The 17,379-nt window shown below is 45.6% G+C and carries 15 protein-coding genes; 14 read left to right on the forward strand and 1 reads right to left on the reverse strand.

Annotated features, from left to right (window positions below; all coding sequences use genetic code 11):
- Positions 1–71: 71 nt before the first annotated feature.
- The 7 genes from FR741_RS04780 to purF all read left to right on the forward strand — a co-directional run bounded on the left by FR741_RS04780 (position 72) and on the right by purF (position 10,385).
- The gene (locus tag FR741_RS04780; protein ID WP_167426347.1) at positions 72–4,307 is read left to right on the forward strand and encodes a FimV/HubP family polar landmark protein; all 4,236 of its coding nucleotides are present in this window, start codon (positions 72–74) and stop codon (positions 4,305–4,307) included.
- A gap of 138 nt (positions 4,308–4,445) precedes the next feature.
- Positions 4,446–5,240, forward strand: a complete 795-nt coding sequence (gene truA / locus FR741_RS04785) for a tRNA pseudouridine(38-40) synthase TruA (RefSeq protein WP_047010110.1) — start codon at positions 4,446–4,448, stop codon at positions 5,238–5,240.
- Positions 5,241–5,437: 197 nt separating this feature from the next.
- Positions 5,438–6,364 carry an acetyl-CoA carboxylase, carboxyltransferase subunit beta gene (gene accD, locus FR741_RS04790; RefSeq protein ID WP_005397203.1) on the forward strand — a complete coding sequence of 309 codons (927 nt, stop codon included), beginning with the start codon at positions 5,438–5,440 and terminating at the stop codon, positions 6,362–6,364.
- Between the two features lie 46 nt (positions 6,365–6,410).
- Entirely contained in the window at positions 6,411–7,673 is a 1,263-nt protein-coding gene (gene folC / locus FR741_RS04795) for a bifunctional tetrahydrofolate synthase/dihydrofolate synthase (RefSeq protein ID WP_134647253.1), read from the forward strand.
- 14 nt (positions 7,674–7,687) lie between these two features.
- Positions 7,688–8,281 carry an SPOR domain-containing protein gene (locus FR741_RS04800; protein WP_005397207.1) on the forward strand — a complete coding sequence of 198 codons (594 nt, stop codon included), beginning with the start codon at positions 7,688–7,690 and terminating at the stop codon, positions 8,279–8,281.
- A 61-nt stretch (positions 8,282–8,342) separates the two neighbouring features.
- Positions 8,343–8,834, forward strand: a complete 492-nt coding sequence (locus FR741_RS04805) for a CvpA family protein (protein ID WP_005380590.1) — start codon at positions 8,343–8,345, stop codon at positions 8,832–8,834.
- A 36-nt stretch (positions 8,835–8,870) separates the two neighbouring features.
- A complete protein-coding gene (gene purF / locus FR741_RS04810; RefSeq protein ID WP_005397209.1) occupies positions 8,871–10,385 on the forward strand; it encodes an amidophosphoribosyltransferase in 1,515 nt (504 codons plus the stop codon).
- Between the two features lie 66 nt (positions 10,386–10,451).
- On the opposite strand, the gene FR741_RS04815 is transcribed toward purF, so the two are convergent.
- Positions 10,452–11,327, reverse strand: coding sequence for a LysR family transcriptional regulator (locus FR741_RS04815; RefSeq protein WP_167426348.1), 876 nt, complete (start codon positions 11,325–11,327; stop codon positions 10,452–10,454).
- A gap of 288 nt (positions 11,328–11,615) precedes the next feature.
- On the opposite strand from FR741_RS04815, the gene FR741_RS04820 reads away from it, so the two are divergent.
- The 7 genes from FR741_RS04820 (at position 11,616) to recR (ending at position 17,362) form a co-directional block, all read left to right on the forward strand.
- On the forward strand, positions 11,616–12,722 hold the full coding sequence (locus FR741_RS04820) for a response regulator (RefSeq protein ID WP_005397213.1): 1,107 nt from the start codon (positions 11,616–11,618) through the stop codon (positions 12,720–12,722).
- A gap of 224 nt (positions 12,723–12,946) precedes the next feature.
- The gene (locus tag FR741_RS23715) at positions 12,947–13,078 is read left to right on the forward strand and encodes a hypothetical protein (protein WP_005380608.1); all 132 of its coding nucleotides are present in this window, start codon (positions 12,947–12,949) and stop codon (positions 13,076–13,078) included.
- Positions 13,079–13,111: 33 nt separating this feature from the next.
- Entirely contained in the window at positions 13,112–13,498 is a 387-nt protein-coding gene (locus FR741_RS04825) for a YbaN family protein (RefSeq protein ID WP_371131105.1), read from the forward strand.
- A 162-nt stretch (positions 13,499–13,660) separates the two neighbouring features.
- The gene (apt, locus tag FR741_RS04830) at positions 13,661–14,206 is read left to right on the forward strand and encodes an adenine phosphoribosyltransferase (RefSeq protein WP_005380615.1); all 546 of its coding nucleotides are present in this window, start codon (positions 13,661–13,663) and stop codon (positions 14,204–14,206) included.
- A gap of 8 nt (positions 14,207–14,214) precedes the next feature.
- Positions 14,215–16,320: a DNA polymerase III subunit gamma/tau gene (gene dnaX / locus FR741_RS04835; RefSeq protein ID WP_005397216.1), complete on the forward strand. Its 2,106-nt coding sequence runs from the start codon at positions 14,215–14,217 to the stop codon at positions 16,318–16,320.
- Positions 16,321–16,402: 82 nt separating this feature from the next.
- Entirely contained in the window at positions 16,403–16,732 is a 330-nt protein-coding gene (locus tag FR741_RS04840; RefSeq protein ID WP_005380618.1) for a YbaB/EbfC family nucleoid-associated protein, read from the forward strand.
- A gap of 30 nt (positions 16,733–16,762) precedes the next feature.
- Positions 16,763–17,362, forward strand: coding sequence for a recombination mediator RecR (gene recR, locus FR741_RS04845; protein WP_031780610.1), 600 nt, complete (start codon positions 16,763–16,765; stop codon positions 17,360–17,362).
- The last annotated feature ends 17 nt before the right edge of the window (positions 17,363–17,379 follow it).

Raw genomic sequence — 17,379 nt, forward strand, 5'->3', positions numbered from 1 at the left:
TTGCATGTGATATCCGATATATTTAACCGATCACCATTTCAAATTGTATTTAGCACAAAACTGAGCCTTCTATGCGTCAAAATTATAAGCGTTTGTTAGCAGCCCTTGTGTTGATGAGCGCGACTCAGACATCATCAGTGGTTCAAGCCGAAGGAATTCGTCTTGTTGGACCGTCTGGTGAAGTGCAATCATCTCCGAGCTATGCTGAAGATATTGAGCGAGCATTACCTGCTCCTCCTGCAAATACTCAGCCGTCACGTTTCTTTGGTCCGACTGGTGAAAATCAAACACTATGGTCGATCGCTTCAGAATTAAGACCTTCACGCGGTGTTACCGTTCAACAAACGCTTCTTGCCATTTATCGAATTAACCCTCAAGCGTTTGAGAACCAAAACATTCATGAGTTGATTCCAGGGAGTCGACTACGAGTACCGTCTCTAGAGCAAGTGCAAAGCGCGACTACAGAGCAAGCTGTTGCGATCATGAAGGCGCACGAGGCTAAGTTAAAACAGCCGAAGCCGACAAATAGAGCCACGCCAGCACAACGCGTCACCGAGCAACCAAAGCCACAAATAAAAGTAGAACCCAAGACTGTTGCTCCTAAACCAGAAACCACTGTAGCTGCGGAACCAAAATCGGTTCAAAAAACAATACCAGTTATTCCTGCGCCACCTGTGAACACCTCTCCGCAGGGTGAAAAGCAGGTCAGTGCGTTAAAAGACAAACTTCAAGGCTCACAAAGTGAATTAGAGTCATTGGAAGAGAAGAACCATCGTCTTCGCTTAATGTTGTCAGAAGTGCAAAGCGAAGTTGAAACCTTGAAAAATGAGCTGAATGACGAAGAACGCATTCGCTCGGAAGTCGAGAAACTGCTTGCTGAAGAGCGCCAACGCCTTGCTGAGCAACAACGCATGCAGCCAAGTACGATTGACAAGATTCTGTCTAATGGTTGGCTTGTCGGCTTAGCGGCGCTTATTCCAGGTGCATTGCTGGCACTGTTGGTTGTGATGTTGCTTGGTCGCCGTTCTAAAAACAAAGAGGAAGAGCCTGCTGCGCAATCGCCGCAGGAAACCGATCCATTAGCTGCGCCAATTGGTTTAGCGGCGACGGACGAGCTGGATGAAGAACTCACACTTGATGATGAGTTGTTCGCAGATGAAGATATAAATACTCAGGCTACACAAGAAGAGAAGCCAGATTTAGAAGAAGACGTCTTTGCCAACCTTGACGATGAAGAACTGGATTTCAACCTAGAAGGGGACGATGACCCATTTGCGGGTATCGGTGATGACGGCGACCTGGATGTTGGTCTGGATGAGTTTGAGTCATCGAACAATGGTATCCAAGTTAACGGCGAAGAAAAAGCGCTTGGTTTAGAAGAGATGGAGCGAGCCTTAGATGAGGTTGCTCCAGAACTAGAAGTGCTCGATGACGATGAGGCTGGCTTCGATCTTTCAGATGATACGAACGAGAAAGCAGACTCGCTTTCAGACGACGCGTTTGCGGAACTACTTGCAGCAGATGAGCCGTCAGAAGAGTTACCAAGTGACACTGTCGATCAGGATATGCTTGATGACTTGTTTGCGGAACTTGGCAATGACGACTTCGACCTAGATACCGATGAACCTGAACTAAAACAGCCCGTATCGGATGATGATTTCAGCGCAGGAGAGGCATCTGATGACGATATCGATAAGCTATTAGCTCAATACGAGCAGCCTGTTACTGAGTCGACAGAAGTTGAAGGTGACGCCAGCGAAGACGTCGTTCTAGATGAAAACAGTACGGACTTACTCGATGAACTGATCGATTTTGACGAAGATGAAACAGACGACGAGTTTGACCCACTGAATGAGCTAGAAGCACTCTCTGGTTTTGAAGGCGATGACTCGATTGAAGAGTTAGATGCAGATAGCACAGATTTACTGGATGAACTCATTGATGACGTTACATCCGAACTGGATGAAGAGACAGGAACTGAGACTGAGTTAGACCCGTTTGATGATCTGATTCGAGAGGACGAAAGCCCTGCACAGAATAAATCGCAAGAGGAAGAGTTACTCGCTTCACTTGGTTTTGGCGAACCAGACGGCGACGAAAAACCATCTTCAATAGCCGAGTCAGAGCCCGCTCATGAAGAGCCGGAAATTGAGTCTGGTTTGGACATCGACGCTTTATTAAGTGACAGTCAACCAGATCCGCAACAAACAGCGCCAGAGCAACCATTAACCGAGCCAGAAACTGCTTCAGAGCCATTTAGCAGCGATGAGTTTCTGGGTGATTTAGAGGACCTCTCACCAGAGAACGATCCTTTAATGAGCGAGCTAGACGACTTGTTTGAGTCAGACAGTGAAGAGCTTCAGCCTACAGAGCAAGAAAAAGCGGACTTTTCTGCTGAACTGGATGCACTATTTGATACTGAAGATGATTTAACGCAACAACAAGTTGAAGAGCCGCAAGCTGAGATAGAGGAATCTTCGCCACAACAAGAAGAGGATGCCAATTCTAAGTCAACGCAAGATGCATCAGTAGAGCCTGATGCTAAAGTGCCGCCTCAAGTTGATACAGAAGAAGACGCCCCAGCGTTCACTCCGACACCAAATACAGTAGAAAATGAATTTGGTGTTCCACAAGAAGAAGATTGGCTACTGGATGAGCCTGAACTAGAAAGTGAAACTCAACCAGAACAAGAACAAAACTTGGGTAACAAAAGTGAGCCAGAAAGTTCAGAACTAGCATCAGAAACTGATTCGGCCACCAATGCAGAAGAAGAGTTCGATTTTGATGAACTCGATCTACCAGAGTTCAGTGAAGAAGACGCACTGGCGTCCATGGCGGACGAACCTGCGTTTGATGAACCAGAGCCTGTCGAGCCTGAGCGCTCTGAAGCTGATTCGGCCACTGAAGCAGAAGACGAATTCAATTTTGATGAACTCGATCTACCAGAGTTTAGCGAAGAGGACGCATTGGCGTCTATGGCGGACGAACCTGCGTTAGATGACCCAGAATCTATCGAGCCTGAGCGCTCTGAAGCTGAGTCGGCGACTGAAGCAGAAGAAGAGTTCGATTTCGATGAACTCGAACTGCCAGAGTTTAGTGAAGAGGATGCATTGGCGTCCATGGCAGGCGAACCTACGTTAGATGAACCAGAATCTATCGAGACTGAGCGCTCTGAAGCTGAGTCGGCGACTGAAGCAGAAGAAGAGTTCGATTTCGACGAACTCGAACTGCCAGAGTTCAGCGAAGAGGACGCATTGGCGTCCATGGCAGGCGAACCTACGTTAGATGAACCAGAATCTATCGAGCCTGAGCGCTCTGAAGCTGAGTCGGCGACTGAAGCAGAAGAAGAGTTCGATTTCGATGAACTCGAACTGCCAGAATTCAGTGAAGAAGACGCCTTGGCATCTATGGAAGAAGAGCCAGAATTACCGAGCTCTGAGACTGCAGATATAGAACCAATCTCCGGTGAGGATGAAGAGCTAAGTTTTGACGACCAAGATCTTCCTGAGTTCAATGAGGAAGATGTTCTCGCATCAATGAATGAGAGTGCGCCAGAGACTCCTAATGTTGAAACTGAGACATCGAGACCAACTCTTCAAGCCGATAACGATCATGATGCTTTGTTTGAAGTCTTTGCGCAGCAAAACGGTTTTGATACTGAACCAGAAGTGCAGCCAACAGCGACAGAGGGTGAGCCGCTAAGTGACTTAGATGATGAATCTTCAATGGCTAACCTTCTTGCTGAAGACGCAAGTTCAGAGGTGTTTGAAGGTCAGTTAGACAGTGACACCATCGCAAGCGCAGGTATGGATTTTGAAACCATGCTTGATGTTGGAGATGATTGGGATGGCTTTAAACCAGCTGCCGATAGCGTAAGTTCTGCGGACGAAGTGCCCGAGGACCAGCGTGATGTCTGGAATTCAAGTGATGCACTAAGTCAGCCAGAGATCGCGCAAGAAAACTGGGCAGAGCAAAGCAACTTGGATGACTTCGACCCGAAGAAAAATCAATTTATGACGATTGATGAATTGATGGCTCAGGTCGATAAAGAAGGTGGTGAGTTCGAAGAGGAAGATCTGAAGCTTGATGTCGGATTGAACGAGTTTCCAGATGTTATCGGTGAGATCGGCGATGTTGACGTAGATAGCAACGCTGAAGCTGCTGGAAAACTGGACCTTGCTAAAATCTATCTCGAGATGAACGATTCTCAAGGGGCGATAAAATTACTAGAAGAGGCGATTGTTTACGGTGAAGATGATATTCGCCGCGAAGCAAAGAGCCTGATTGATGCCATTAATGGCCGATAAATCGAAAAGGGTAGCGTTGGCTACCCTTTTTGTGTCTCGCTAGTATGATGCTACCTCTACGTCATCCTTGTTGAAACTGGCAACTTGAGGTGACTTGAGTATATACTTCCCGCCCCATTTTAGAGTTCGAAGGTTAAGATGAGAATCGCATTAGGTATCGAGTACAACGGTACAAACTACTTTGGTTGGCAGCGCCAAAGAGAAGTGAAAAGTGTCCAAGAAGAGCTAGAGAAAGCATTGTCCGTTGTTGCTAATCACCCAGTTGAAGTGCAGTGTGCTGGTCGGACAGACGCTGGCGTGCATGGCACAGGACAAGTTGTGCACTTTGATACCAACGTTACTCGAAAAATGGTAGCTTGGACTATGGGCGCAAACGCGAACATGCCGAGTGATATAGCGGTTCGTTGGGCTAAGGAAGTCCCAGATGATTTCCATGCACGATTCTCAGCGACAGCGCGCCGTTATCGCTACATTATTTTCAATCATGCTTTACGACCTGGTATCTTAAACTCTGGTGTGAGCCACTATCATGGTGAGCTCGACGAGAAAAAAATGCATGAGGCAGGGCAGTATCTGCTTGGTGAAAATGATTTTACGTCGTTTCGTGCGGCGCATTGTCAGTCTCGTAGCCCATTTCGAAACTTGATGCATCTGAACGTTACGCGCCATGGGAACTATGTGGTTATTGATATTAAAGCTAATGCGTTCGTGCATCATATGGTTCGTAACATCACGGGTAGCTTGATAAAGGTTGGACGTGGTGAAGAGAGCCCTGAATGGATCAAATGGTTGCTAGAGGCTAAAGATCGCAAACTAGCGGGTGCGACAGCGAAAGCGGAAGGTCTGTACCTGGTAGATGTAGACTATCCAGAAGAATTTGGGTTACCTGAAGTGCCGATCGGTCCACTGTTTTTGCCAGATAATTTGAACTAATTTTACAAACTTATTTCAAAATATCGGTAGTGTTTACATTGAACGTGAGCGGAAAACATACGCTATTTATGATATCAAAAATAGGTACAACCAGTTTTTTATCTACAGTAGCTGCAAGATATGGTTTAATCCGTCGGTATTATGTCGAATTTATATCTTTCGCAATGAAGCGGAAGAGTTGAGAGAAAAGGTCTTCCATGAGTTGGCTTGAAAAGATTTTAGAGAAAAGCAACCTAGTAAGTTCACGCAAAGCTTCTATCCCAGAAGGTGTGTGGACTAAATGTACCTCTTGTGAACAGGTTTTATACCATGCTGAACTAGAGCGTAACCTAGAAGTTTGTCCAAAGTGTAACCATCACATGCGCATGAAAGCGCGTCGTCGTTTGGAAACGTTTTTAGATGAAGGCAATCGAGTTGAATTAGGTACCGAACTTGAGCCACAGGATAAACTGAAATTTAAAGATTCTAAGCGATACAAAGAGCGTATCTCTGCAGCACAAAAAAATAGCGGAGAGAAAGATGCGCTAGTTGTGATGCAGGGTGAACTGCTTGGTCTACCGCTTGTGGCGTGTGCGTTTGAATTCTCCTTTATGGGCGGTTCAATGGGTTCAGTTGTTGGTGCTCGCTTTGTAAAAGCGGTGGATGCAGCAATTGAAAACAACTGTGCACTTGTTTGTTTCTCAGCAAGTGGTGGCGCTCGTATGCAAGAGGCATTGATGTCTCTTATGCAAATGGCAAAAACCAGTGCTGCGCTTGAGCGTCTATCAGAAAAAGGTCTGCCGTTTATTTCAGTTCTAACTGACCCTACAATGGGTGGTGTATCAGCAAGTTTGGCTATGTTGGGTGATATCAACATCGGTGAACCTAAGGCGCTGATTGGCTTTGCTGGTCGTCGTGTTATCGAGCAAACAGTGCGTGAAGATCTTCCTGAAGGTTTCCAGCGTAGTGAGTTCCTGCTTGATCACGGTGCGATTGATATGATCGTTGACCGTCGTGAAATGCGTCAGCGTGTGGGTGGTCTAATTGCTAAGATGACTAACCACAAGTCTCCTTTGGTGGTTTCGGTTAACGAATCTCCAAATGAAGAACCATATTCTGTACCAGAAGCGGACGAAAAAGGGTAAAGTATCAACTAACATAAAAACCAAAGAATTTAATGGTTAAAGTTAGATGACCCAAAACCCAATTCCTCAAGCCACATCTTCATTAGAGATGTGGCTTGATTATTTAGCAAATATTCATTCCTCAGCAATTGATCTAGGCTTAGACCGTGTCCAAGCGGTAGCAAACAAAGCCAATCTTACCAAACCAGCTCCAACCGTAATCACCGTTGCCGGAACCAATGGCAAAGGTTCAACGTGTGCGTTAATGGAAGCTATTTTACTCGATGCTGGCTATTCAGTCGGTGTTTACAGCTCTCCGCACCTGATTCGTTACAACGAGCGTGTACGCATTAATGGCGTCGACGTTGTAGATGCAAAGCACTGTGAAGCATTCGACTATGTAGAAAAGCAGCGTGGTGATATCAGCCTTAGCCTCTTTGAATTCGGTACGCTTGCTGCGCTACGTATTTTCCAAGTAGAGAAAGTTGACGTTGTCTTACTTGAAGTAGGACTTGGCGGCCGTCTAGACGCCACCAACGTTGTTGACCATGATGTTTCTGTTATTACGAGCTTAGCGATCGATCATGTGGATTGGCTTGGTGATGACATCAATGTCATTGGTTTTGAAAAGGCAGGCATTTACCGTTCAGGAAAGCCAGCAATTTGTGGTCAACCAATGCCACCGGCGACCGTGGCGGCTCATGCTGACGATATTGGCTCTGAGTTCTTCCAAGTTGGTATTCAGTATGATTACCAACTAACTAATAATGGTTGGAAGTGGAGCAGTGGTGCATTTGCGTTAGAGGATTTACCTGTCCCATCGTTACCGCTACAAAATGCGGCAACAGCATTGATGGCGTTGGGAGCATCGGAATTGCAAATCACTGACATAAACATTGTCAATGGCTTGAATAATGCTCGCCTGGCAGGGCGCATGCAGATATTGCATCACGAGCCGGAGATAATCCTTGATGTCGCGCACAACCCGCACTCTGCTGAGTATTTGGTAGAGAAAGTGAAGCACCAATATTTGGGTAAGAATATCCATATTGTAGTCGCGATGCTGCATGACAAAGACATTAAAGCAACCATTGAAGCGCTAACTCCAATTGCAACACAATGGTATCCAGCGTCGCTAACCGGACCGAGAGCGGCGACTGCTGGAGAGTTGTGCCAATACTTACCCGATGGGCAAGTTCATTTTGAAAACCCTGTTGACGCCTTTGAGAATGCAAGAAGCCACGCAAAGCAAGAAGACGTCATTCTGGTGGTTGGTTCATTCCATACTGTCGGAGAGGTATTGGAACATTGGCAATCAAAGAATAAATAAGCAAAGGTATTTTGATGGCAAGTAAATTCCAAAGTCGTTTAGTCGGCACCATCATTCTAGTCGCAGTCGGAGTGATTGTTCTTCCCGATGTGCTAGATGGTAAGAAACTGCACTACAAAGAAGAATTTGCCAGTATTCCTATCAAACCTGAACTTGATAGTGATGTGGAAAACTTCGAAATATTAGAGCCAGTGGAAGACGACATAGCGTTACCGGACTCTCCAGTTGAAGCGGTGGTGCAGGAGCAAGAGGGCGCCCAAGTGGCTGCTTCTGAGCCTGACCCAACGCCGACGCCTAAACCAGAGGTCATCAAACAGCCAGAGCAAGTTGAGGTGGCCACTCGTCCTGTGCAAGAAAAAAATCAATATGAAGATTCTGCTTGGATCATTCAGTTGATGGCGCTTAAGAATCACGAAAATGCGGTCGCGCTTGTCGCTGATTTGCAAAAGCGTGGCTATCAAGCTCATACAAAGAAAGAAAACGAGTTTACGAGAGTGATTGTTGGTCCTGATGTGTCAAAAAGTAAACTTGAACGGCAAGTCAAGGAATTACAAAAAATTACAGGCTCAAAAGGTCAATTGCTTAAATTTAAGCCATTAAATCCATAAGAAAACGTTTGCGTCAGCATTTTTTCTGTTAAAATGCGCGCCAACTTAAGATGAAGAAAACATGAATTGGATAGATTTTATCATTTTAGGTGTGATCGGATTTTCAGCTCTGATCAGTTTAGTTCGCGGTTTTGCTAAAGAAGCTTTGTCTTTGGTGATTTGGTTTGGAGCGTTTTTTATCTCCAGCAACTACTACGCCAAATTGGCGGTGTACTTCACCAACATCGAAGATGACATGTTTCGTAACGGAGCGGCGATTGCGGCTTTATTTGTCGCGACCTTGGTAGTTGGTGCAGTGGTGAATTACGTCATTGGTCAACTGGTACAAAAAACAGGGCTATCAGGTACGGACCGAATTCTTGGGATTGTATTTGGTGGTCTACGCGGAGTCTTAATTGTTTCTGCGGTGCTGTTTTTTATGGATGCGTTTACTGCATTCCCAAGCTCGGATTGGTGGAAAGATTCACAGTTGATCCCTGAGTTCAGCCGTATCATCGCCCCATTCTTCGAGCATTTACAAGCAACATCAAGTTTTCTGTCTGGCACTATCTAGTAGTGCCAGCTACTGTCGCAAATCGAGGATTAGGACATGTGTGGTATTGTTGGAATCGTGGGCACAACGCCTGTAAACCAGTCTATTTATGACGCGTTAACGGTGTTACAGCATCGTGGCCAAGATGCCGCTGGTATTTGTACCATAGAAAGCAATCGTTTTCGTCTGCGCAAGGCGAACGGTTTAGTCAAGGATGTATTTGAAGCAAGACATATGCAGCGCCTGCAAGGCGAGGTCGGAATTGGTCATGTTCGTTACCCAACAGCAGGCAGTTCAAGCGCTTCAGAAGCTCAACCTTTCTACGTAAACTCTCCTTTCGGTATTACACTTGCCCACAATGGCAACTTGACCAACGCTAACGAAGTTCGTCAAAAGCTGTTTGAAAAAGATCGCCGTCATATCAATACCACTTCAGACTCCGAAGTATTACTAAATGTACTGGCACACGAAATTGACTCAGTAAAAGGAAATGTCACGACCGAAGACGTATTCCGCGCAGTCACCAATGTTCATCGCACAATTCGCGGTGCTTATGCTGTGACAGCCATGATTATCGGTCATGGTATGATTGCGTTTCGTGACCCACACGGTATTCGCCCGCTGTGTTTAGGTAAGCGTGAAGTTAACGGCAGAGCAGAGTACATGGTTGCGTCTGAATCGGTGGCATTGGATGCCGTCGGTTTTGATTTCGTCCGTGATGTTGCACCTGGTGAAGCGATTTACGCAACGTTCGACGGTGAGCTTTACACGAAGCAGTGTGCAGATAATCCTAAGCTGAACCCTTGTATTTTCGAGTTCGTGTACTTTGCTCGCCCAGACTCGTTCATCGATAAAATTTCGGTATACAGTGCTCGCGTTGAAATGGGTAAAAAGCTAGGCGAACGTATTCGTGAAGACTACGCAAATCTTGATATTGATGTCGTTATTCCTATCCCTGAAACATCGTGCGATATCGCACTTCAAATCGCTCAAGCGATCGATATCCCTTACCGCCAAGGCTTCGTGAAAAACCGTTACGTGGGACGTACGTTTATCATGCCTGGTCAGCAACAACGTAAGAAATCTGTACGTCGCAAGTTGAATGCAATTCGTTCGGAGTTCAAAGATAAGAATGTGTTGCTGGTGGACGACTCTATCGTTCGCGGTACTACGTCAGAACAAATCATCGAAATGGCACGTGATTCTGGTGCGAAGAAAGTGTACATGGTATCAGCAGCACCAGAAGTTCGATTCCCGAACGTGTACGGCATTGATATGCCAAGTGCTACCGAGCTTATTGCTCATGGCCGCGACAACGATACAATTTGTAAGCAGATTGGTGCTGATGCATTGATTTATCAACGTCTAGAAGACTTGGTTGAGGCTGTCGGCCTTGGAAACCAAGATATTACTCAGTTCGATACATCCGTGTTTAACGGCGAATACGTAACGGGTGATATTGACCAACAATACCTAGACTTCTTAGATGGTCTTCGTAACGATGATGCGAAAACACAACTTGAAATCCAACAGGATTTAGCAAACCTAGAGCTGCATAACGAAGGCGCATAATAGGTGTTTTCTTGAGGTGTAAAAAAACCAGAGCTTCGGCTCTGGTTTTTTGTATTTGCTATCGAATTAGTGAATGTTATAAGCGATCACAAAGTCGATAAAGAGACGAACTTTCTCTGGCAGGTGATCTTTGTGGTTGTAAAGCATATAAATGTCGCGCGGGTTTGCACTCCAATCTGGCAGTATGCGTACCAAATCGCCGCTTTCGATGTATTCTTTGATCATGACATCTGGCATTAGCGTGATGCCTAAACCTTCGGAACAAGCACTGCGTACTACATTTAGTGCATTCGCCTGAAAGCGACCACGATCAACGTTTACGACAGACTCGCCTTTGCTATTAATTAAGGTCCACTTGATAAGAGGGTAGCCTTTTAGCAATGAATGGTTAGAGAGCTCTTCTGCGTGGTTTGGTGCCGGATTCGAGGTAAGGTAGTCAGGACTTGCGACAAGAATATCCTTCACTTCGCCAATCTTGCGTGCGATCAGGCTAGAATCACGTTGGGGCCCCACTCGAAAAATGACATCCCATTCAGTCGGGTCAAGCTTGTCTGCATTATTTTCTGTCGTTAGTTCGATATTGATGTCCGGATACTGCTTCATAAAGCTGTTGAACATCGGCATCATCATGCGCTTAGTTAAGTTATAAGGCGCCGATATCTTAATCTTGCCTGATGCTCCTCGGCAGTCGTCAGTGATTTCCTCTGCTGCCGTGGTTAGCCTTTGTAGCAAAGGAGAGCACTCATGGTAAAAACGTTCCCCGGCTTCTGTAAGCGATAGTTTGCGAGCGTGACGGTTCAACAGTCGAAGATTGACAGAGTCTTCTAGCGCTTGAATGCGTCGGGTGATGGTCGCAACCGGGATCATGGTTTTTCGCGAAGTTGCGGTGTAGCTCCCATTTTCGACAACCAGTCGAAACAGGTTTAAGTCATCTAATTTCATATTTCCAGACACATTAAATTACCGATTACGGCTAATTTATAATTAACTTTGTGATCAAAGCTTGCTTTAAGTCAACATGTTGCATCATTTGAACACAGCAACCCTGTTTGAGTAAATACTGTTATACCCCGTAATATTTGTATAAACGCCGTTTTCAAGCTACGTTTTATAACAAGGCGGAACGGCCTCAAGTCTTGCTGCGCAACGTTTCGCCGGATGTAAACACAACAAAAATAATGACTTAATAATAAATCTGTTTTTTGACTTAGCTTTGTGAGGTGTAAAGGTATGTTTAAGACTCACAGTCAAACGGCAATGGTCTCGGCACAGGAAGTGGTTAATCAAAAACTAATTATGTTGGTGGATGATGATCCAATATTTCGTAAAGTAACCAATGCTTATTTAGAAAGTCAGGGTTTTAAAGTAGTAGAAGCTGAAAACGGCCTAGAGGCGCTTCAACAACTCAGGGAATGCCAACCTGATCTTATCTTGTGTGATTTATCGATGCCGGTATTAGATGGCATTGAATTCGTCGAAGAAGTCAGTCTTGAATATCCATACTTGCCGCTTATCGTGGTATCCGGCACGGATGAAATGTCCGATGTCGCGAAAGCGTTGCGATTTGGTATTAAAGATTTTCTTCCTAAACCGATAGGTAATTATGAGCACCTATCTCAGGCGATAGACAATACGCTCGAAGATACCGATAGCCATTTCTCCGAACAGCGAGACTTTTCAAGTCAGTGGTTCCGAGTCGATGACGGTGGCGAAATCCCAGATGAGCAAGAGCTTCACTGGCATCTAGAGTATTTGCAGCAGAACCCGAGTGCTGCAAGAGATTTACTGCATGCTCTATTGCCAGAGAAAGATGCTTCTCAAGGTGATTGGCGCTGCTCATACCGTTTATTGCAATCGACGGACGTTATGCCACTGGTGTTCGATTATCGTTGGTTAATGAACGGGCAATTTGCGTTCTATCTCGTTGACTCTGCTTCCCAGAGTAATGATGGTGTCGCGACGACATTGCTTGTTAGGGCTTTGTTTGACGATTACCTGCGTAATTTGAAGAGTTTCAGTGCTGATCTGAAGGATATGGTAGGGATCATTGAAAAAGGAATCGAGTGTTCAGAGTGCGCTGGTGCGGTTAATGCTGTATTTGGTGTCGCCGATCTGGCTTCGTCCTCCGTTTCTATCCTGCCTGCGGGTTTAGATAGCCATTGGTCTGACGGAAATACTAATCAACATATCGCGGCAGGTAACTGTTTAGGGGCAGGAAGTATGAAAAACTTCATAACCCGAGATTTACCGCTAGGTGTTGCTGGTCAGTTATCCATCGGTTGTTTAGGCTCTTCAAGTTTTAGCTTAAATATTGCCCGGAAATCACGACTGGTATAATTCTGACTTCATAACACAACAAGCAGCGTCTTGGCGCTGCTTATTGTCTTTTTAGAACCACAAAAAACAACAAATGCTCGAACAATAACCTTACTTTTTGATGGTGTTTAGATTTGGCTGTTTAAGGTATAGTCAACGCCTAAAACAATAATGACCCATTTGTGCAACGATAATTTAACGCTGTGCCTTGGGAGAAGCAAAGTCAACTAGTGAGAAGATACATCATGGCAGACAAAGATTTTAAAGAGCCTTATAATATTTTTTACTTTTTAGGTTTCATTGCAGTACTTTTAATTCCAACATTACCTGCAACGCTAACCTGGCTTCGTGTAATGAATGGTTACGCAGGCTTTTAATCTAGCTATTTTGTACCGGAGTTCACCATTCGTATTAAGCGTTACTTTTTCAATACCGTTGGTGGACTCTGTATTGTGCTCGGCATTGCTGGCATAGCCCTTCCGCTTTTACCCACCACTCCTTTCATTCTACTTGCTAGTGCATGTTTTATGCGTGGTAGCCCCGCATTTCATCATTGGCTACATAACCACAAAACGTTTGGACCGATTCTCGATAATTGGCATAAGCACCGGGCTGTTACTTCAAAAGTAAAACAGCGTGGCGCCATTTTTATTGCACTTAGTTTCATGGTTTCAATCGTTGTTGTTCCCCTTGTTTGGGTGAAAATTGGTCTTTTAGTGATGCTAATCGTTTTACTCGGCTGGTTTATGCGTCTGCCTGTGATTGAGTTGGTTGCTGACAGAGAAGAAAATCACTAAGATTGTAGAGAATAGTGTGCCCGCTCTTCGAGTGGGCGTTTGTATTTTCAGCGCCTGTGACTCTTACGAAAATAAGCACATAGTGGTGAAAACCTATTGTTCGTTGCCCTCGTGATACTGCGATTAGAGAGGGCGATGAGCCAATCTAAGTAAATCGGTATTATGACTACAGAAACAATTTCACTGATCAAATCTAGCATCAAAAGCATCCAAGACTACCCAAAGCCAGGCATTCTATTTCGTGATGTGACGAGCCTTCTTGAAGACGCAAAAGCATACCAAGCGACGATCAACCTTCTTGTTGAACGTTACAAAGATATGGGCTTTACCAAGGTTGTGGGTACGGAAGCTCGTGGCTTTTTATTTGGTGCGCCTTTAGCGCTTGAGCTAGGTGTTGGTTTTGTACCAGTGCGTAAACCAGGCAAGCTACCACGTCCTACTGTTGCTCAATCTTACGAGCTTGAATACGGCGTTGATACACTAGAAATCCATACAGATGCCATCGTTGAAGGCGACAAAGTACTGGTTGTCGACGATTTATTGGCAACGGGCGGTACTATTGAAGCGACGACTAAGCTGATTCGCCAACTGGGCGGTGAAGTTGAGCACGCTGCGTTCGTTATCAACCTACCAGAAATCGGTGGTGATAAACGTTTAGAAGCACTAGGTCTAAACGTATACAGCATTTGCGATTTTGAAGGACATTAATACATTCAATGAGTTATTTAGCTTTAGCGCGAAAATGGCGTCCTAATCAGTTTGACCAAGTTGTCGGACAAAAACATGTCTTGACGGCGTTGGAAAACGCACTGGCGCAAAACCGTTTACACCATGCTTATCTGTTCAGCGGGACTCGTGGTGTGGGTAAAACGAGTATCGGTAGGTTGTTTGCCAAAGGCTTGAACTGCGAAACCGGTATTACCGCGACACCTTGTGGTAAGTGCGATACTTGTCGTGAAATTGATGAAGGTCGCTTTGTCGATCTTCTTGAAATTGACGCGGCATCACGTACTAAAGTTGAAGACACTCGCGAACTGTTAGACAACGTTCAATACAAACCTGCTCGTGGACGGTTTAAAGTGTACCTCATCGATGAGGTACACATGCTATCGCGTCACTCTTTCAATGCGTTGTTGAAAACCCTGGAAGAGCCGCCAGAGTATGTGAAGTTCTTACTCGCGACAACCGATCCACAAAAGCTGCCTGTTACTATATTGTCGCGTTGTCTACAGTTCCATCTCAAACCGATCAGCGTTGATGATATTCATCAGCAACTTGACTACATTTTGGGTCAAGAGCAAGTATCGGCAGAACCAAAAGCACTGGGTATGATTTCACATGCTGCAGATGGCAGTATGCGTGATGCTCTCAGCTTGACCGATCAAGCAATTGCTTTAGGTAACGGTGCGGTGCAAACTGATATTGTCAGCCACATGTTGGGGACGATTGATACCGACCAAGCGATTCACTTGCTGGAGTCAATCAGCAGCAAGCAACCTCAACAAGCCATGGATAAAATCCAGCAATTAGCAGCAAATGGTGTTGAGTGGGATGGTTTGTTGCAGCAAGTCGCAACACAGCTTCATCGAATTGCGATGTATCAAGCGCTGCCAGCGTCGCTAGACCGAGCGCAGCCAGATGCAGAAAAAATCGAGTTGTTGAGTAAAGCACTAAGTCCGCAAGACGTTCAGCTTTACTACCAAATTGCATTGAAAGGTCGTGAAGATTTGACTCTCTCGCCAAACGGGCGAGTCGGTCTGGAAATGATTGTGCTGCGTATGATGGCGTTCCGCCCATCAAATAACAGTGGGGCAAATATTGTTTCTAGTAACTGCGAACCAGCTTCAGCCCCAGTTCAAAGTGCCAGTCAACCAAAGACTGCACCAGCTCAGACAGTAGCTGCTCCTCGAACTCAGCAGCCGAGTCCAGCGCAAAGCACACCACAAGTGGCGCCTCAACCTTCATCTAATTCACAACCTGAGTATCACGCGAGTGGATATGAAACGGTTCCGCCACAGTATGATATGGCGCCGCCGATGAGCGAAAACCCAGCGCCGCAGCATGAAACGCCACCTCAACAAGTGCAAGAGAGCGTTTCAACACCGGCGCGCGGTGGTCTAAGCGGTTTACGTCACCAATTACGCTCTCAGCGTCAAGGCTTACAACAGAACACTCCTCAAAATGGTGGCTCAAAAAAGCCTAAAGCGGCATCTGCACAACCAGAATCGGTTATCGACCGAGTAGCGCAATTGCATGGCAATTCCGCGCAGGTGTCGCCAAACTCAGCTCCGAAGTCGACGGAGCCACAAGTTGAGGAAGCGTATCGCTGGCGTCCAAGCAAGCCTGTTGAGACAAAAGTGAATACAAAACTGACACCTACGCAGCTCAAGCAGGCACTTGAGCATGAGAAAACGCCTGAAATGGCACAAAAGCTCATCGATGAATCGTTAGAACATAATGAATGGGCGAAGCTAATCAGCTTAATGGAGATCCCTAAGCTGGTAGAGCAACTTGCGCTAAACTCTCATTATAGTAAGGAAGGAACAACCGTTTCGTTACTATTGAGAAGCAGCCAAGCTCATTTGAATACTGATAGAGCTCAAGCCGAATTGCTTAAAGCACTTAATACCGTGTTAGGTGAAGAGTGCCACATGAGCATCGAAATAGGGGAGAGTGGAGAAACACCACTTGAACTTAGAGATAGGCTCTATCAAGAGAAATTACAGCAAGCTCTGAATAGTTTAGAAAACGATCCAAATGTTCAATTTATTGAACGTCGTTTTGCTGCAGAGCTTGATAAAGATAGTGTGCGCCCTATCTAATAATCGAATGGAATGGGGTTGAAAACCCAAAGGTATAACCCCATTAATTGATGCAACACCTCATTAAACCAGAGAGATAAACATGTTTGGTAAAGGCGGTATGGGCAACCTAATGAAGCAAGCCCAGCAAATGCAAGATCGCATGCAAAAGCTTCAAGAAGAAATCGCGAATATGGAAGTAACTGGCGAGTCTGGTGCTGGCCTAGTTAAAGTTACTATCACTGGTAGTCACAGCGTACGTCGTGTTGACATCGATGAAAGTTTGATGGAAGACGACAAAGAAATGCTTGAAGATTTGATCGCTGCGGCGTTCAACGATGCGGCCCGTCGTGTTGAAGAAACTCAAAAAGAGAAAATGGCTTCTGTAACTGGCGGTATGCAACTACCACCAGGTATGAAAATGCCATTCTAATCTGCTGATATTTAATTAAGCGGACTTTTAATGCGTACCAGTCATATGCTGGAGCAATTGATGGAGGCCTTACGTTGTCTACCTGGGGTTGGCCCCAAGTCGGCGCAGCGTATGGCCTTTCATTTGTTACAGCGCGATAGAAAAGGCGGTTTGCAACTTGCAGATGCGCTTAGCCAGGCAATGACAGAAATCGGTCATTGTACTGAGTGTCGAACCTTCACCGAAGAAGAAGTCTGTCATATTTGTACTAACCCAAAACGCCAAGAAAATGGTCAAATTTGTGTGGTAGAAAGCCCGGCAGACATTGCTGCAGTCGAAGCAACGGGCCAGTATTCTGGTCGATACTTTGTTCTTATGGGACATTTGTCACCACTAGACGGTATTGGTCCAAGTGATATTGGGCTGGATGTGCTGGATTACCGCTTACGTCGCGGTGATATAGCCGAAGTGATTTTGGCAACAAACCCGACGGTTGAAGGCGAAGCCACTGCACATTACATCGCAGAGCTATGTAAAGAACACCAAGTTGATGCCAGCCGCATCGCGCATGGTGTGCCTGTCGGTGGAGAACTTGAGCTTGTCGATGGCACGACGTTGTCACACTCGCTGTTAGGTCGACACAGAATTTAATAAATAGCCGCTGAATT

It is taken from the genome of Vibrio diabolicus (assembly GCF_011801455.1).
GTDB classification, from domain to species: domain Bacteria; phylum Pseudomonadota; class Gammaproteobacteria; order Enterobacterales; family Vibrionaceae; genus Vibrio; species Vibrio diabolicus.

What these genes read in the sequence shown, in the direction of transcription:
- FR741_RS04780 (WP_167426347.1), top strand. Translation starts at nt 72, where the DNA reads ATGCGTCAAAATTATAAGCGTTTGTTAGCAGCCCTTGTGTTGATGAGC.
- truA (WP_047010110.1), top strand. Translation starts at nt 4,446, where the DNA reads ATGAGAATCGCATTAGGTATCGAGTACAACGGTACAAACTACTTTGGT.
- accD (WP_005397203.1), top strand. Translation starts at nt 5,438, where the DNA reads ATGAGTTGGCTTGAAAAGATTTTAGAGAAAAGCAACCTAGTAAGTTCA.
- folC (WP_134647253.1), top strand. Translation starts at nt 6,411, where the DNA reads ATGACCCAAAACCCAATTCCTCAAGCCACATCTTCATTAGAGATGTGG.
- FR741_RS04800 (WP_005397207.1), top strand. Translation starts at nt 7,688, where the DNA reads ATGGCAAGTAAATTCCAAAGTCGTTTAGTCGGCACCATCATTCTAGTC.
- FR741_RS04805 (WP_005380590.1), top strand. Translation starts at nt 8,343, where the DNA reads ATGAATTGGATAGATTTTATCATTTTAGGTGTGATCGGATTTTCAGCT.
- purF (WP_005397209.1), top strand. Translation starts at nt 8,871, where the DNA reads ATGTGTGGTATTGTTGGAATCGTGGGCACAACGCCTGTAAACCAGTCT.
- FR741_RS04815 (WP_167426348.1), bottom strand. Translation starts at nt 11,327, where the DNA reads ATGAAATTAGATGACTTAAACCTGTTTCGACTGGTTGTCGAAAATGGG.
- FR741_RS04820 (WP_005397213.1), top strand. Translation starts at nt 11,616, where the DNA reads ATGTTTAAGACTCACAGTCAAACGGCAATGGTCTCGGCACAGGAAGTG.
- FR741_RS23715 (WP_005380608.1), top strand. Translation starts at nt 12,947, where the DNA reads ATGGCAGACAAAGATTTTAAAGAGCCTTATAATATTTTTTACTTTTTA.
- apt (WP_005380615.1), top strand. Translation starts at nt 13,661, where the DNA reads ATGACTACAGAAACAATTTCACTGATCAAATCTAGCATCAAAAGCATC.
- dnaX (WP_005397216.1), top strand. Translation starts at nt 14,215, where the DNA reads ATGAGTTATTTAGCTTTAGCGCGAAAATGGCGTCCTAATCAGTTTGAC.
- FR741_RS04840 (WP_005380618.1), top strand. Translation starts at nt 16,403, where the DNA reads ATGTTTGGTAAAGGCGGTATGGGCAACCTAATGAAGCAAGCCCAGCAA.
- recR (WP_031780610.1), top strand. Translation starts at nt 16,763, where the DNA reads ATGCGTACCAGTCATATGCTGGAGCAATTGATGGAGGCCTTACGTTGT.